Origin of the sequence: Staphylococcus sp. IVB6214 (assembly GCF_025558585.1) — a bacterium.
Lineage (GTDB): Bacteria > Bacillota > Bacilli > Staphylococcales > Staphylococcaceae > Staphylococcus.
Genome location: NZ_CP094723.1, coordinates 1 through 16,243, shown reverse-complemented (window position 1 = coordinate 16,243; position 16,243 = coordinate 1). Strand labels below are relative to the sequence as shown.

Below are 16,243 nucleotides of genomic sequence, written 5' to 3'. Positions count from 1 at the left end.
CTAAGCCTAGCGACGAAAACGGGAAACTTTTAAGAAATGATAGAGATAAGGTGCCCAATCATTGAAGTTTAGCAGGAAGCCGTCATGACCGACGTTGTCAGGAACGAAGAAGTGACGATGATATCGAAAATGTTGACCGACCGCTTCAACTTGATCATCTGGATACAGCAAGTCATCGACGAAACCTATCGTTAAAACTTTCGTGTCGAGCATGCGAAATACAGCACTAACGTCATCACGACCACGGTAAATATCATGACTATCTAAGACATCGAGCAGTGTTAAGTAACTCTCTAAATGAAAAGATGACTTGAACTTGTCCCCTTGATGTTTTTGATAAGCGACGACTTCATCAGGTGTGAATCTTGACTCGTAACTTTTCGAAGAGCGGTAAGTTAAGAACCCAAGTTGTCGTGCAATGCTCAAACCTTCCGTCCCCCCTATATGAATGGCTTGACGTGCAATTTCGTTAAATGCACGACTATACGAAGACGTCTTCGCTGTTGCTGCAAGAATCACCGCTTTTTTCACGTGAAACTGTCGATTGTATAACAGCTCCATCACCTGCATGCCACCGAGTGACGCTCCAATCAGAATATCAATTTCTGTATAACCGAGTGCCTTCACGCCGAGTTCGATTGCTCTAACAATATCACGCATCGTTAAATGCTCTGGAAAGTCGCTGTCATTGGCACGTGAACTCGATCCAAACGGACTACCGATGACGTTAAATGTCAAAAACTGATAGTCGTGAAATGGCATATACCCACCATCGATAATTTCACGCCACCACCCTGGCTGTTCATCTGTGCCATAAGTTAGGTGATTGCCCGTTAAAGCATGGCAAACGAGAACCAATGGCTGCCCTTTGTAACCGACGTATTCATAGCGCAATTGTAAATCTTGAATTGTTTCGCCTGATTCTGTTGTGAATGTTCCTAAATGTAACGTATCTACGGTATAGTTGCTCATTGCTCGCCCTCCTAAAAATTAAAAACTGTATCATTGAGCCAACAACGATACAGTCTTATCTATATAGGATGACTTATTATCCGACCGCAATCGTTGGTTGTAGCACCGTTCTTGTATATAAGTGGTTGCTGAAGCGTCAACGGGCCAAATCCCTCAGCTTCTCTCAATAAGTTTTCAGCATATTTAAATTAAGTGTTATGATACACTATTTTTGTCTATAAAACAACATCAAGGAGCCATCATCAGTCTCAATAACGCCACAGCTACCATCCCCACCAATACCGTTATTGTCAAACTCCGTGTACGTAATGCAATCCATATTGTTGGAATGAGCGCAATGACAAACGTCCAGTTGATCGCATAGCCAAATACACCGCTTTGCTGCTTTATCAAGCCATCGACGACAAGTGCTGTAAATAACGTAATCGGAATAAATGAGAGCCATTTGATGAATTTCTCAGAGAGTTCGAGTCGTGAAATCATCACAAGTGGCAAAATGCGCACGAGCAATGTTACAACGCCTGATAAGACGACCGCAATTAAGAAATAGCATGTCATTGTTCCATCACCATCCCTAATGTCGCCGTCAATATTGATGCAATCATAATTGCGAGATAAGACGGCATAAATAGACTTAATACAAGCATTAATACGGTGACAACACAGATGAGCAACATATATAGACGTATCTTAGACTTCTGTACGCCCTCTAATTGTGCCGCTGCCAAGAAAACAAACATCGCTAATATCGCATAATCAAGTCCAAACATTTCCGGTCGACTCACAAAGTCACCGAGCGCAGCACCAAGAATTGTCGTAAAAATCCAAAATAGATATGCTGTAATATTCAAGCCATGCATCCAGTTACGACCAATCATCTCCCCTTTTGAATAAGGTGTGATGGCTACACCAAATGTCTCGTCCGTCAACAATGCGCCGATGCCGACACGATGACCTAATGTTTCTGATTTGAAGGACGGAGCTAACGTCATACTCAACAAAAACATTCGACTGTTGACAATTAACGTGGTTAAGACGATGACCCATACGGGCGTATGAACAGCCATCAAAGCAATCACGATGAATTGCGCTGCTCCAGCATAAATTAAAATGGACAATAATGCGATTTCGAATAGATTGAAGCCAGAGGTACTCCCCACGACACCGAATGAAAATCCAATACCTGCGTATCCAAGCAAGGTTGGAATACAATCTTTGATGCCTTGTCTGAATGTCTGATATGCCATGATGTGACCCCCTTCATCAAAATTAAACTTATTGTATTACAAAACAATTTCAAAATCTACATTGTTAGACAACCTTCACAGTGCATGCACACAAACCGATGTCTAAAAACACTGTTAAAACACCGTTTTATATCACTAAATTTTCTGACAATAGAGAGTCTAGGGATGTCTTAATATTAAAAAAGACCTTTCAAAGTGAGAGAGAATTCACTTCGAAAGGCCTTCGTGTATCTATATTAATTTAGAGAGTAAATATTGGTACCGAGAATTATTTTGGTTCAATGACTGTTTGTCCGCCCATGAATGGTACAAGTGCTTCTGGGATTGTGATAGAACCATCTTCATTTTGATAGTTTTCAACGATAGCTGCAAATGTACGACCTACTGCTAAACCAGAACCGTTTAATGTGTGTACATATTCAGGTTTTGCATCTTTGTCGCGTTTGAAGCGGATGTTTGCACGACGTGATTGGAAATCAACACAGTTTGAGCAAGAGCTGATCTCTTTATAGTCGTTGTAACTTGGTAACCATACTTCTAAATCGTAAGTTTTACTTGAACCGAAGCCAATGTCTCCAGTACATAAAATCACACGACGGTATGGTAAGCCTAATTCCTCAAGAATCGCTTCTGCGTTACCAGTCATTTCTTCTAATGCATTCCAAGAATCTTCAGGTTTTTCAATGCGCACCATTTCAACTTTTTCGAATTGGTGAAGACGGATTAAGCCACGTGTATCACGACCAGCAGATCCTGCTTCACTTCTGAAACATGCAGATTGTCCTGTGAATTTTTCAGGTAACACACCCGGTTGAATCACTTCTTCACGGTAGTAGTTTGTTAATGGTACTTCTGCCGTTGGAATTGTGTAAAGACCTTCTTTTTCAACTTTGAATAAGTCTTCTTCAAACTTAGGTAGTTGACCTGTTCCATACATTGAGTGACGGTTTACAAGTTGTGGTACATTCATTTCAGTGTAACCATGTTGTGTTGTATGTTTTGTCAACATGTAGTTGATTAAGGCACGCTCTAACTTCGCACCTTCGTTTGTTAAGAATACAAAGCGTGCACCAGATACACGTGCAGCACGTTCAAAGTTTGCCATACCTAACTCTTCAACAAGATCCCAGTGTGCTTTTGCTTCAAAGTCAAATTCACGTGGTGTGCCCCATTTTTTCAATTCAACGTTTTCAGTATCGTCTGCACCTTGTGGCACATCATCATGAATTAAGTTAGGAATACGTGATAATTTATCTTGTAATGCATTATCCACTTCTTTAAGTTCTGCATCGATTTCTTTTACTTTTTCTCCTGCTTGGCGTTGCATTTGGATTGCTTCTTCAGTGTCTTCGTTATTACGTTTCTTTTCAGCAATTAATTCAGATGCTTTATTGCGCTCTGCTTTTAATTCTTCTGTTTGTTTAATTAGTTCACGGCGTTTTTGATCAAGTTCTAACACTTCATCAACAACAACCGGATCATCTCCACGTAATTGAATCTTCTCTTTAACTTTCTCAGGCTCGTTTCTGAATAATTTAATGTCTAACATAGTGCGACATCCTTTCTTTGTGTATTAGTGAGATTTATTTTTTGGGGGAACCCATAAAAAAAACCACGTCCCTATTACAAGGGACGTGGTTACTACGCGTTGCCACCCTATTTAACAAGCATATTAAAAATATGCCTGCGCTCAACAAAAGTTAACGGTTTTACCCGAATTGTTCTTAATATGTGGGTAGATTTCATATCTTTATCACCTGTTTGTTCACACCGACCACAAACTCTCTGTTAGGATTCAGATATTACTTAGTCCACAAACAATTAATTATTCTGAATTTATATTTAATATATCAGACTATTTTATAAATTGCAAGCCCTATCATAATACGCACCTTTTTGTAAATAATTCGCCACATCTTCAATATCTTTATGGAATTGGCGATCTTCTGTAATTGACGGCACGATTTCACGTAGTGCTTCGTACTGTTCTCGTGTTTTTGGCGAAAGCCCTTCAATCCCTCTCAATTCAACTGCTTGCAATGCAATAATCGCCTCAATCGCAATCACACGACGTACATTTTCTAATATTTTGTATCCGTGTCTTGCCGCAATCGTCCCCATTGATACATGATCTTCTTGATTCGCTGACGATGGAATAGAATCAACGCTTGCTGGATGCGCCAATGTCTTATTCTCTGATACAAGACTTGCCGCCGCATACTGCATAATCATCGCACCACTTTGTAGCCCCGGTTCTGGGCTTAAAAATGCAGGTAAACCACCATTCAACTGTGGATTAACAAGACGTTCTAGACGTCTCTCTGATACATTAGCCAGCTCGCTCAAACCAATTTTTAAGAAGTCCAATGCAAACGCAATCGGTTGTCCGTGAAAGTTCCCACCAGAGATGACTAACGTTTCGTCTCCTTCATCAAAAATCAATGGATTGTCATTGGCTGCATTCATCTCGCATTCTAACTTCTCACGTACATAATTGAATACTTGAAAACTCGCACCATGTATTTGTGGAATACAACGTAATGTGTACGGATCTTGTACACGTAACTCTCCTTGTCGTGTTGTCAGCTTTGATCCTTCAAGCCAGTCTAACATCCGTCTTGCTACATCTGTCTGTTCATCAAAATTCCGCACTGTATGAACAGACGTATGATACGCATCTGTTATCCCTCTCAGCGCTTGATGTGTTAATGCAGCAATCCACTCTACCTCATAAGCCAAATGCTCCGCTTCAATCATTGTCACAACTCCTTGTGCAGTCATTGCTTGTGTTCCGTTGATTAATGCCAAGCCTTCTTTGGCTTGTAACTTTAATGGGGCTCTATCTAAACTATCCAAGACATCCGAGCTGTCTAACATCTGTCCATGATAATAGACACGCCCTTCTCCTATTAAAGCTAAAGCTAAGTGTGATAAAGGGGCTAAGTCCCCCGATGCCCCCAGTGAACCTTGTTGTGGAATTACCGGAATGATTCTTTGATTGATAAAGAATTGTAACTGTCTGACGAGATCAACTGTCGCCCCAGAGTGCCCTTTTAGCAGCGTGTTCAGTCGTAATACCATCATGACTAATGATACTTCTTGTGAGAACGGGTCCCCTACCCCGCATGCGTGTGAGCGTATCAGATTGACTTGTAGTTGATTGTATTGTTGTGGATCGATCAACACATCACTGAACAAACCAAATCCTGTTGTAATACCGTAAACAGTCTCTTTGTTTTCAATAATACGTTCTACGATTGCCCGACTCTCTTTGACACGTGTGAGTGCATCTTCTGTAATTTCTACGGTTGTCTGTTCATGTAAGAAGTCACGTATATCATTTATCCTAAGTTGATCACCTGTTAAATATAAAACCATCTTATCCAACCCCTTTGCTATTTCTTGCCATCCTCATTTCAGTATAGATTCCAGCTATCACTTACACAATAGCTGGGGTCATATTCGTTATTAGGTAGCGCGTTACTTGAATGCCACGCTAAATCGCCTTATTTTATCTATTGACGAATAAGTCACACCCGTATATCATATCTTGTTGTAATAATGGAATATCAGATAGGAGGTTCTTGCTCTATGGAAATATTGTCGGATGTTAGAATACCGAAACGCAAACAAGATACGCACAAAGGTGACTATGGTCGTATTCTTCTGATCGGTGGTAATGCAACGTTAGGTGGCGCGATTATGTTAGCCGCACGTGCATGCGTGTATAGTGGGAGTGGTTTGATTACGGTAGCAACGCATCCAACGAACCATGTCGCACTCCATTCACGCTGTCCAGAAGCGATGGTGATTGATATTAATGATACGAAGAAACTGACAAAAGTCATCGAACAGTCAGATTGTATCTTAATCGGTCCAGGACTTGGGCTCGACTTTAAAGGGAACAATGCGATGACATTCTTGCTACAAAATATTCAATCACACCATACGTTGATTGTTGATGGCGATGCGATTTCTATTATGAGTAAGCTCAAACCAGAAATCCCACCATGCAAAATCATTTACACACCACATCAAAAAGAATGGGAACGTCTCAGTGGTATTCCAATTGAAGAACAGACGTATGAACGCAATCGTGCTGCTGTTGATAAGATTGGCGCAACAGTTGTTTTGAAGAAGCACGGCACTGAAATCTTTTTCAGAGACAATGAATATAAGCTAGAAATTGGTACACCTGCTATGGCAACAGGCGGAATGGGCGATACACTAGCTGGGATGATTACAAGCTTCATCGGTCAATTTGATGACACAATTGATGCCGTGACAAGCGCTGCCTATACACATAGCTACATTGGAGAAAAATTGTCGAAAGATATGTATGTCGTTCCACCTTCAAAAATCATTGACGAAATTCCTTACGCAATGAAACAACTCGAACAATAATATAGACGCAAAAAGGTTCAGAACATCCGTATGCTCTGAACCTTTTTTATATGGACTGTTATTCGTCTATTTCATCTTCATTAGCAATGTCTTCTTCAACACGTGCCATGAAGTCTTCTCTCAATATCTCTTTTGAACCGTCAGCATTATCGCTGCCTGTTTCAGACACTTTAGACACCCCGCCGTCTTGTTCTTCCGTTTCTAAGTCATCGGGTTCCTGCTTTACCTTAGCAACCGTAGAAACGAACTGATCATCATCAAGACGAATCAAGCGCACCCCTTGTGTATTACGACCATTTACAGAAATGTCTTCTACTTCCATACGGATGATGACGCCGTGATCTGTTACGACCATCACATCTTCATCACCTTCAACTGTTGCGATACACACAAGCTTACCGTTACGCTCAGTAATATTGGCTGTCTTAATACCCATACCTGCACGACGTGACAAGCGGTATTCACTGATCGGTGTACGCTTACCGTATCCTTTTTCCGTCACGACAAGAATTTCCGCTTCGGTATCTTCATCTGCAACACCGAGACCAATAACTTCATCGTCCCCACGTAATGAAATACCTTTCACACCCGCTGCAATTCGGCTCATCGCACGAATATCTGTCTCTTTGAAGCGAATGAGTGAAGCTTGTGATGTACCGATGAGAATGTGTTTATGGCCATCCGTCAAACGAACCGCTACAAGCTCATCGTCATCTCTAAACTTAATCGCAATTTTACCGTTTTTGTTGATGCGGTTAAAGTTGCTTAATGCTGAACGTTTCACCAAGCCATTTTTCGTGACAAAGACTAGGAAGTTATCTTCAGAATCCAAGTCTTTCACAGCAATCATTGTACTGATTACTTCATCACTCTCAAGCGCAATCGCATTGACGACTGGAATGCCTTTAGACTGACGTGAGAGTTCCGGCACTTCATAGCCACGTAACTTATACACACGTCCTTTGTTCGTAAAGAAGAGGACATCATCATGCGTACTTGTCGTTACGAGTTGGCTTACGAAGTCGTCTTCAAGCGTATTCATACCTTGAACACCACGTCCACCTCGATTTTGTGCACGATACGTCGATACTGGTAATCGTTTAATATAGTTGTTGTGACTTAATGAGATCACAATTTGCTCTTCTGGGATTAAGTCTTCATCTTCCAAGTGATCAACGACACCTAATTGAATTTCTGTACGACGATCATCACCGTAACGCTCTTTGATATCTGTTAACTCTTCACGTACCAATGCGAGTAACTTTTCTTCGTCTGCTAGAATCTCTTCTAACTCAGCGATATAAGCAATCAACTCGTTGTATTCATTTTCAATCTTGTCTCGCTCTAGACCTGTCAAACGACGTAAACGCATATCTAAAATAGCTTGCGCTTGGCGTTCTGACAATGAGAAACGTGTCTGTAAACTATCCATTGCGACTTTGTCTGTCTCTGATTCACGGATAATCGCAATAATCTCATCGATATGATCGAGCGCAATACGCAATCCTTCAAGAATGTGGGCACGGTCTTTTGCTTTACGCAAATTGTATGCAGTACGACGACGTACGACTTCCTTCTGATGCTCTAAATAATGGTATAGTGCTTCTTTCAAAGTAATCAGCTGTGGACGACCATTCACTAATGCAATCATGTTGAAACCAAATGATGTTTGCAATGGTGTTTGTTTATACAAGTTGTTCAAAATGACACTTGCATTGGCATCTTTACGAACGTCAATAACGATGCGGACACCTGTACGTAAACTTGTCTCATCACGCAAATCTGTTATGCCTTCAATCTTCTTATCACGAACGAGATCCGCAATCTTCTCAATCATACGTGCCTTGTTCACTTGGAAAGGAATTTCAGTCACAACGATGCGTTCACGACCACCACCACGTGATTCGATATCAGCTTTTGCACGCATCATGATAGAGCCACGTCCTGTTTCATACGCTCGACGAATGCCACTCTTACCAAGAATTAAACCCGCTGTTGGGAAGTCTGGTCCTTGGATGTCTTCCATCAGTTCTGCTGTTGAAATATCTGGGTTATGACTCAAACTCAACACACCGTCAATAACTTCACGCATATTGTGCGGTGGGATATTCGTTGCCATCCCAACCGCAATCCCTGATGCACCGTTCACTAATAAGTTCGGGAAGCGAGACGGCAAGACGCTCGGCTCTCGTTCGTTCCCATCGTAGTTGTCGATAAAATCAATCGTATCTTTGTTAATATCTCTTAAAAGTTCTAGCGCAAGCTTCGTCATTCGCGCCTCTGTGTAACGCATTGCGGCAGCACCATCACCGTCCATTGAACCGAAGTTCCCTTGACCATCTACCAGTGGGTAACGGTAGCTGAACTCTTGTGCCATACGTACCATGGCTTCGTAAATAGATGAGTCACCATGCGGGTGATACTTACCCATTACGTCCCCAACGATACGTGCTGATTTTTTGTAAGGTTTATCCGGCGTCATGCCTTGTTCATTCAAACCATAAAGTATACGGCGATGCACAGGCTTCAAACCATCTCTTACGTCTGGCAATGCACGAGATACGATAACACTCATGGCATAGTCCAAAAATGATTCACGCATCTCTTTGCTGATATTCCGTTCATTGATTCTTGATTCAGATGTTTCAGCCATCAAGATATCCTCCTTTTCATTTTCAAGTGTTCATATTAGAAATCCAGGTTGGCATAGACAGCGTTATCTTCAATGAACTGGCGACGGTTCTCAACGACATCGCCCATTAACATTTCGAACGTTTGATCCGCTTCAATCGCATCGTCTAGCGTTACTTGTAACATCGCACGATTTTCTGGATTCATTGTTGTCTCCCACAACTGATCGGCGTTCATCTCACCCAAACCTTTATAGCGTGCAATCGACCATTTCGGTGTTGGATTCAGCTGTTCTTTTAACTTGTCTAATTCGCGATCATTAAAGACATAATATTTTTGTTTACCTTGCGTTAATTTATAAAGTGGCGGTTGTGCAATGTACACATAGCCCGCTTCAATCAACGGACGCATAAAGCGATAGAAGAAAGTTAGTAACAACGTACGGATATGTGCACCATCGACATCTGCATCGGTCATGATCACGATCTTGTGATATCTTGCTTTTGAAATATCGAATTCGCCACCAATACCCGTTCCGAATGCTGTGACCATTTGACGGATTTCGTTGTTATTTAAAATCTTATCTAATCGTGCTTTTTCTACGTTAAGAATTTTCCCACGCAATGGCAAGATTGCTTGAATACGTGAGTCACGTCCTGACTTCGTAGACCCCCCGGCAGAGTCACCCTCTACTAAGAAGATTTCACTTTCTGACGGATCTTTACTTGAACAGTCCGCCAGTTTACCCGGTAAGCTCGAAATATCTAAAGCCGTTTTACGACGTGTCACTTCACGTGCCTTCTTAGCCGCAATACGTGCTCTGGATGCCATAATACCTTTTTCAACGATTGTACGACCTACTTGTGGATTTTCCAGCAAGAAGCGCTCAAACAGCTCTGAAAACGTACGGTCTACAATTTGACGCACTTCTGAGTTCCCTAACTTCGTCTTCGTTTGTCCTTCAAATTGTGGATCACCATGCTTGATAGAGATAACCGCAGTTAAACCTTCACGTGTATCTTCACCAGAGAGACGCTCCTTGTCTTCTTTGATAATTTTGGACTGTAATCCATAACTATTAAGAACACGTGTCAGCGCCCGTTTAAAGCCGTCCTCGTGTGTCCCACCTTCATACGTATGGATGTTGTTCGCATATGTCAGCAAATTAGTCGCATAGCCACTGTTATACTGTAAGGCTATTTCCACTTCAACATCATCACGTTGTTCATGCACGTAAATAGGCTCTGGATGAATCGGCTCTTTCTTCTCGTTAATCAACTCAACGTAAGACTTAATCCCGCCTTCGTAGTAGTAGTTATCTTCTCGTGGCGCCTCATCATCTCGTTCATCTCGCAATGTGATTTGTATCCCTTTGTTCAAGAATGCTAACTCTCTAATACGTTTTTGTAATGTCTCATAGTTATAAACCGTTGTTTCTTGGAAAATATCAGCATCTGCCTTGAAGCGGATAACTGTTCCCGTTTTATCTGTATCATCAATCTGTTTCAAATCAAATTCCGGCACGCCGCGTTTGTATGATTGGTGATGAATACGACCATCTCGGTGCACGTATACTTCGAGTGTCTCACTCAATGCGTTTACAACCGACGAACCTACACCGTGTAAACCACCTGATACTTTATATCCGCCACCGCCAAACTTACCGCCGGCATGAAGCACTGTAAGAATAACTTCGACAGCTGGACGTCCCATCTTCTCTTGGATATCGACCGGGATACCACGACCGTTATCTGTTACTTTGATCCAATCGTCTTTTTCAATGACGACTTCAATCGTATCTGCATAGCCTGCAAGTGCCTCGTCAATACTGTTATCTACAATCTCCCATACGAGATGGTGTAGACCACGTTCTGCAGTCGAGCCAATATACATCCCTGGTCGCTTACGAACCGCTTCGAGACCTTCTAATACCTGAATCTGACTCGCACCATAGTTTTCTGTGTTGTTCACATCAGCCAATGCTTCCACCTTCACTTTCTACTATTTCTTAATATTTCCTTCTGCAATTCGATATATTTTAGCATCTTTCATTATTTCATGGTCGATACCATCCACGGATGTCGTTGTTACAAATGTCTGTACTTTATGTTGTATCGTGCTCAACAAATGCGTTTGTCGAGAATCATCTAACTCACTTAATACGTCATCAAGCAACAAAATGGGGTATTCCCCCACTTCTTGCTGCATTAATTCTATTTCAGCTAGCTTAATTGAGAGTGCCGTTGTACGTTGCTGCCCTTGAGAACCAAACGTCTGCGCATCCATCTCATTCACTTGAAAGCCAAGATCATCTCGATGTGGTCCTTGCAAACTCACACCACGCTCAATCTCTTTCGTAAGGGAGGCTTGTAGTGATTCAAACACATCATTGGTTAAGCCTTCCTCACCTTGCGCGACGTCTTGTATCTTGATACTCGGCATGTACTGCAATGTCAAGCGTTCCTTGCCATTCGTAATCCCTGAATGAATCGGTGCTGCGAGTGTTTCAAGTTCTGCAATAAACTGCTGGCGTCTCAAAGTCACCTTGACTGCATATGTTGCAAACTGTTGATTCAACACCTCTAGCATTGTCGTATCTTTTTGTTGCTTGAGTTGTAGTTGTTTCAAATAATGATTTCGCTGTTTGAGTATGCGTTGATATTGCGATAAGTCATTCAAATACAAACTTGATATCTGTCCAAGCTCCATATCAATAAAACGACGTCTCACTTGTGGCGCGCCTTTTACAATATTGAGATCTTCTGGCGCAAATAGAACAACGTTAAGATGACCGATGTATTGCGTCAAGCGACTCTGTTCTAAATGATTGACCTTTGCCTTTTTGCCCTTTTTCGTAATGAACATTGTCAAAGGCATATGACCATGTCTAAAGCTTAATTCACCTTCTATTTTAGCATACTCTGCATCGAACCGAATCAACTCTCTGTCGTTCGTTGTTCTGTGACTTTTAGCTAAGGCCAATGTGTAAATTGACTCAAGTAAGTTCGTCTTACCTTGTGCATTCTCTCCAATGAGTATGTTGACTTCCGGATGACATGCCAAATCAACTTGCGCATAGTTCCGATAGTTTTCCAACTGGAGTGTTGTTAACTTCATTGTTCACCAATTTTAATCACATAAGATCCTACTTCAGGAATCTCAATCACATCGCCATCACTTAACTTTTTACCACGACGTGTCTCGTGCTCACCGTTCAAAAACACATCATATTCTTGTAAAAACCATTTTGCTTGGCCACCTGATTCGATAATACCTTCATAGTTCAAAAACTGACCTAATGTCAAAACGCTATCCACTGTAACTTCCTCAGCCAAAATTATCACTCCATTCGTAATTGCTCACCTAGTCTATTATACCTTTTTATCCGCTAAATTTCATGTAGAAATGCATATTTATTTAAGGTGTGTCGCTAAAAGTTTCATGTGAAACAAATGAGCAACACACCTTGTTCTTTGATGTGATAGCAGCAGACAAAATCCACTATCTGTTTATTTGTTTTTCTGTTCGTCAAGCGCTTGATCAATCGCACCTTTGACTGCTTCATAATCAGTGACATCTTTTACACGTTCACCATTCACATATAAAGATGGCACTTTAGATACTTTGTATTGTTTCGCCAATTGATCATCATGCTTCGCTTGTTGATGAAATACTTTATCGTTGTAAGCATTCAAAATTTGTTTCTTCTGTTCTGGCTTAATCTTCAACTTGTTGATTTCTTTTTCAACAAGTTGTTCTGTTAACCACTTGTCATCTGACACGGCTTCTTTTGACTTCGGCTGCGCGCGATATAATGCTTCATGGAATGACCAATACGCTTCTGGTGCAAATTTATTAACCGCTAATGACGCACGTGTCGATAACTTAGACTCCTCGCCATGAATGAGTACATTCACATAACGGAGTTCAACTTTATTCGTTTCGATATAGTCTTTTTGAATTTTTGGTAATATTTGGCTTTCAAAATCTCCGCAATACGGGCATTTATAGTCACCGAAAAGTACGAGTTTCACGTCGCTCTTCTTGTTGCCGATTTGTGGCTGTAAAGCAGTGTCTTTATGCAAGGCTTTACTGTCCAATTTATCTTTTGAATCGCTTGAAAAAGAGAATGTTCCTAAAACAGCAAGTACAAATAAACAAATGACAACGCCAATCAACAGCGTCTTTTTAACTTTCATATTCTGTTCCTCCAAGATTACATATAGTTTTATTATACTCGATTTCGCCCCTACATCACTACACGTATGAGTAAAATATATTACTTCTGTACAGAACGAAAAAAGCTAAGGCGTATCGCCCTAGCTTTTCTCTCTAGTATGTGCGGATTGGCAAGATTAATTGCGTCACCGTATCATCGTCTTTTGGTTTTAAAATAAATGGTTTCATCGTACCGAAAAATGCGACTTCTACTTCATCGTGATCAATGGCTTTCAATGCATCCATCATGTATTTCGAGTTGAAAGAAATTTTTAAGTTGCCACCTTCAACATCATTTGCTGTAATTTCTTCTTTTACCGTTCCAATCTCAGGTGATGTTGATGACAATTCAATTTGGTTCTCTCCCGTGCTGAGCTTGATGACATTGTTGCCACCTTCACGCGCTAATAATGATGCACGGTCGATCGCGTGATAGAATTCGCTGTTATCGAGACCTAACTTAATCTCGTAGTTTTCTGGGAACAAGCGAGACGTATCAGGATAATGCCCTTCTAATAAGCGTGAAATGAAGTTGACATGACCTACTCGGAATAGCACTTGGTTCGAAGCAAAGTAAATGTCAATGTGGTCATCACTATCTGACATAATTTTGTTCAATTCAGCTAATGCCTTACCTGGAATGATGACATTTTTATCACTGATATCTTCGTCTTCTAATTTCAACTTTCTTACAGCCAAGCGGTGTGAATCGGTCGCAGTGCATATTAATTCATTTTCTTGTATAAGCCAGTTGACCCCTGTTAGTACTGGGCGTGTTTCTGAGGTGGACACTGCAAAGTTTGTTTGTGCAATGATGTTTTTCAATACTTTGATTGGTAGTTGTAACGCATCTTCACTTGAAATTTGTGGTAACAGTGGGTATTGATCTGGATCTAAACCACTTAAGTTAAATTCTGAATGACCTGATGTTATCAGCGTTTGAAATTGTTCGTTTGTTATTAATTTGACGTCTTTTCCTGGTAATTTTTTAATAATATCCACGAAGAAACGACCTGGTAATACAACTGATCCTGGTTCTGTCACTGTTACTATTTCTTCACCATCTATATGGTTTGGAATAGTAATCTCAATAGAAATTTCAGAATCAGACCCTGTCAATACGACACTTTCGTTTGTCGCATGGATCTTAATCCCTGTTAGAATCGGTAAAGTGGTTCTCGGTGAGATGGCTTTTAATGTATCGTTCAATTGCGTAATAAAATAATCACGTTTAATTGTGAATTCCATAAAGTATAAACTCCTTTCAGTCGTTTATATAAGTTATAGTTATTATTAAAAATCGTAATAATAGTAGTAGGGTTTGTGGATTAGTGGATAACCTTTACGAATTAAGAAAAATAAAGGATGTGCACATGTGGATAACTTGTGCATGATGTGTACAACTTCTGCACACTATCCACAATCTAACTTCTAAGCTCTTTTTCAAATTGCTTGATTTCTTGTCTTAACGGAGCATTATTTTCAAGCTCTTTTTTGATTTTATCGTGTGCATGTATCACGGTCGTATGATCGCGCCCGCCAAACTCTTCACCAATTTTAGGTAAAGAAAAGTCGGTTAGTTCACGAGATAGATACATTGCGATTTGGCGAGGGTATGCGATTGATTTTGTACGTTTTTTTGCTGCAAAATCTTCAATTCGCACACCATAGTATGCACCGACAACCTTTTGAATATCTTGAATGGTAATTTTTCTGCTTTGTGATTCTTGAATAATATCTTTGAGCGCTTCTGCTGCCAATTCTGTCGTAATGGGTTTACCTTGCAAATTCGAGAAGGCATTGACACGGTTGAGTGCACCTTCTAATTCACGAATGTTGGTTTGGATCTGATTGGCGATATAAGTAAGTGCTTCAATAGGTACATCAAGATGCTCTTCTTCCGTCTTTTTCTGTAAAATTGCCATTCGTGTTTCCAAATCAGGCGGTGTAATATCAACGATGAGTCCCCACTGGAAGCGGGATTTTAGACGTTCTTCCAAAGTTGATATTTCCTTTGGTGGACGATCACTAGAAATGACAATTTGCTTGTTGTTTTGATGTAATTCATTGAAAGTATGGAAAAATTCTTCTTGTGTCTGTTCTTTTTTCTGAATAAATTGAATGTCATCAATAAGTAAAACGTCGATATTACGGTATTTTTCACGAAATGATTCCGTATCATTGTTTCGAATGGATTGAATGAATTCATTCGTAAACTTTTCACTTGTCGTATAAAGCACTTTCGCATCTTTGTTATTTTCCATTACAAAATGCCCAATCGCATGCATCAAGTGTGTTTTACCTAGACCGACGCCTCCATAGATAAACAATGGATTGTAGGCTTGTGCTGGTTTTTCAGCTACGGCAAGACTTGCAGCGTGCGGGAAACGGTTGCCCGGTCCAATAACAAAAGTATCAAATGTATTTTTGGTATTGAATTGTTCCCCTTGTGCGACTACGGGTTGAACGGGTTTGACGTCATTCTGAGCTGTTGTAAAATTCGCACGTAGTTCATCTAAGTCATCTTCAGTTAGCACTTCTAAATGCGTTACGTTTTTTCCAGTAATGGCATTCACAGATTCAATGATTACGCCCTTATAGGATTGTAGTAACCAGTTCGCTTCAAAAGCATTATTGACGACTAAAACAACTTTTTCATCAGAAAGCGAATGCAGTTTCGTTTCTTTAAAAAAAGTGTCATATGATGGACCTTTTACGTGTTTATTACGAATCAACTCCAGAACGTTGTCCCAAGTTTCTTGTTCTGTCAT

The 16,243-nt window shown here is 40.6% G+C and carries 13 protein-coding genes, 1 riboswitch and 1 other annotated feature; of the genes, 1 reads left to right on the top strand and 12 read right to left on the bottom strand.

The genetic code is table 11. The features are described 5' to 3' along the window. Positions 1 to 6 precede the first annotated feature (6 nt). The 5 genes from metX to hutH all read right to left on the bottom strand — a co-directional run bounded on the left by metX (position 7) and on the right by hutH (position 5,597). Positions 7 to 972: a homoserine O-acetyltransferase MetX gene (gene metX, locus MUA51_RS00065; protein WP_262559887.1), complete on the bottom strand. Its 966-nt coding sequence runs from the start codon at positions 970 to 972 to the stop codon at positions 7 to 9. A gap of 70 nt (positions 973 to 1,042) precedes the next feature. Continuing rightward, a riboswitch (SAM riboswitch) is annotated at positions 1,043 to 1,145 on the bottom strand. Positions 1,146 to 1,200: 55 nt separating this feature from the next. After that, entirely contained in the window at positions 1,201 to 1,530 is a 330-nt protein-coding gene (locus MUA51_RS00060) for an AzlD domain-containing protein (protein WP_262559885.1), read from the bottom strand. Beyond that, the gene (locus tag MUA51_RS00055; protein ID WP_262559884.1) at positions 1,527 to 2,219 is read right to left on the bottom strand and encodes an AzlC family ABC transporter permease; all 693 of its coding nucleotides are present in this window, start codon (positions 2,217 to 2,219) and stop codon (positions 1,527 to 1,529) included. Before MUA51_RS00055 ends, MUA51_RS00060 begins: the two co-directional genes overlap by 4 nt. Positions 2,220 to 2,487: 268 nt before the next feature. Continuing rightward, on the bottom strand, positions 2,488 to 3,768 hold the full coding sequence (serS, locus tag MUA51_RS00050; protein ID WP_262559883.1) for a serine--tRNA ligase: 1,281 nt from the start codon (positions 3,766 to 3,768) through the stop codon (positions 2,488 to 2,490). 76 nt (positions 3,769 to 3,844) lie between these two features. Further along, positions 3,845 to 4,045: a binding site (T-box leader), on the bottom strand. 34 nt (positions 4,046 to 4,079) lie between these two features. Beyond that, complete coding sequence (hutH, locus tag MUA51_RS00045; RefSeq protein ID WP_262559881.1) at positions 4,080 to 5,597, bottom strand: histidine ammonia-lyase; 1,518 nt, start codon at positions 5,595 to 5,597, stop codon at positions 4,080 to 4,082. Positions 5,598 to 5,810: 213 nt separating this feature from the next. On the opposite strand from hutH, the gene MUA51_RS00040 reads away from it, so the two are divergent. Then, positions 5,811 to 6,623, top strand: a complete 813-nt coding sequence (locus MUA51_RS00040) for an NAD(P)H-hydrate dehydratase (protein WP_095114929.1) — start codon at positions 5,811 to 5,813, stop codon at positions 6,621 to 6,623. Between the two features lie 58 nt (positions 6,624 to 6,681). On the opposite strand, the gene gyrA is transcribed toward MUA51_RS00040, so the two are convergent. From gyrA to dnaA, 7 genes are all read right to left on the bottom strand, one after another. Further along, a complete protein-coding gene (gene gyrA, locus MUA51_RS00035) occupies positions 6,682 to 9,276 on the bottom strand; it encodes a DNA gyrase subunit A (protein ID WP_262559879.1) in 2,595 nt (864 codons plus the stop codon). A 35-nt stretch (positions 9,277 to 9,311) separates the two neighbouring features. Beyond that, entirely contained in the window at positions 9,312 to 11,243 is a 1,932-nt protein-coding gene (gyrB, locus tag MUA51_RS00030; RefSeq protein ID WP_262559878.1) for a DNA topoisomerase (ATP-hydrolyzing) subunit B, read from the bottom strand. 12 nt (positions 11,244 to 11,255) lie between these two features. Next, positions 11,256 to 12,371, bottom strand: a complete 1,116-nt coding sequence (recF, locus tag MUA51_RS00025; protein WP_262559877.1) for a DNA replication/repair protein RecF — start codon at positions 12,369 to 12,371, stop codon at positions 11,256 to 11,258. Further along, complete coding sequence (gene yaaA, locus MUA51_RS00020) at positions 12,368 to 12,598, bottom strand: S4 domain-containing protein YaaA (protein ID WP_262559876.1); 231 nt, start codon at positions 12,596 to 12,598, stop codon at positions 12,368 to 12,370. The genes recF and yaaA overlap by 4 nt, the downstream gene beginning before the upstream one ends. 165 nt (positions 12,599 to 12,763) lie before the next feature. After that, the gene (locus tag MUA51_RS00015) at positions 12,764 to 13,453 is read right to left on the bottom strand and encodes a DsbA family protein (protein WP_262559875.1); all 690 of its coding nucleotides are present in this window, start codon (positions 13,451 to 13,453) and stop codon (positions 12,764 to 12,766) included. 133 nt (positions 13,454 to 13,586) lie between these two features. Further along, positions 13,587 to 14,720, bottom strand: coding sequence for a DNA polymerase III subunit beta (dnaN, locus tag MUA51_RS00010; protein ID WP_262559874.1), 1,134 nt, complete (start codon positions 14,718 to 14,720; stop codon positions 13,587 to 13,589). 176 nt (positions 14,721 to 14,896) lie between these two features. Beyond that, a complete protein-coding gene (gene dnaA / locus MUA51_RS00005; RefSeq protein ID WP_262559871.1) occupies positions 14,897 to 16,243 on the bottom strand; it encodes a chromosomal replication initiator protein DnaA in 1,347 nt (448 codons plus the stop codon).

Coding starts and splice junctions, on each gene's coding strand:
- MUA51_RS00015 (WP_262559875.1), bottom strand. CDS start 13,453: ATGAAAGTTAAAAAGACGCTGTTGATTGGCGTTGTCATTTGTTTATTT.
- dnaN (WP_262559874.1), bottom strand. CDS start 14,720: ATGGAATTCACAATTAAACGTGATTATTTTATTACGCAATTGAACGAT.
- serS (WP_262559883.1), bottom strand. CDS start 3,768: ATGTTAGACATTAAATTATTCAGAAACGAGCCTGAGAAAGTTAAAGAG.
- metX (WP_262559887.1), bottom strand. CDS start 972: ATGAGCAACTATACCGTAGATACGTTACATTTAGGAACATTCACAACA.
- MUA51_RS00055 (WP_262559884.1), bottom strand. CDS start 2,219: ATGGCATATCAGACATTCAGACAAGGCATCAAAGATTGTATTCCAACC.
- dnaA (WP_262559871.1), bottom strand. CDS start 16,243: ATGACAGAACAAGAAACTTGGGACAACGTTCTGGAGTTGATTCGTAAT.
- gyrA (WP_262559879.1), bottom strand. CDS start 9,276: ATGGCTGAAACATCTGAATCAAGAATCAATGAACGGAATATCAGCAAA.
- hutH (WP_262559881.1), bottom strand. CDS start 5,597: ATGGTTTTATATTTAACAGGTGATCAACTTAGGATAAATGATATACGT.
- recF (WP_262559877.1), bottom strand. CDS start 12,371: ATGAAGTTAACAACACTCCAGTTGGAAAACTATCGGAACTATGCGCAA.
- MUA51_RS00040 (WP_095114929.1), top strand. CDS start 5,811: ATGGAAATATTGTCGGATGTTAGAATACCGAAACGCAAACAAGATACG.
- MUA51_RS00060 (WP_262559885.1), bottom strand. CDS start 1,530: ATGACATGCTATTTCTTAATTGCGGTCGTCTTATCAGGCGTTGTAACA.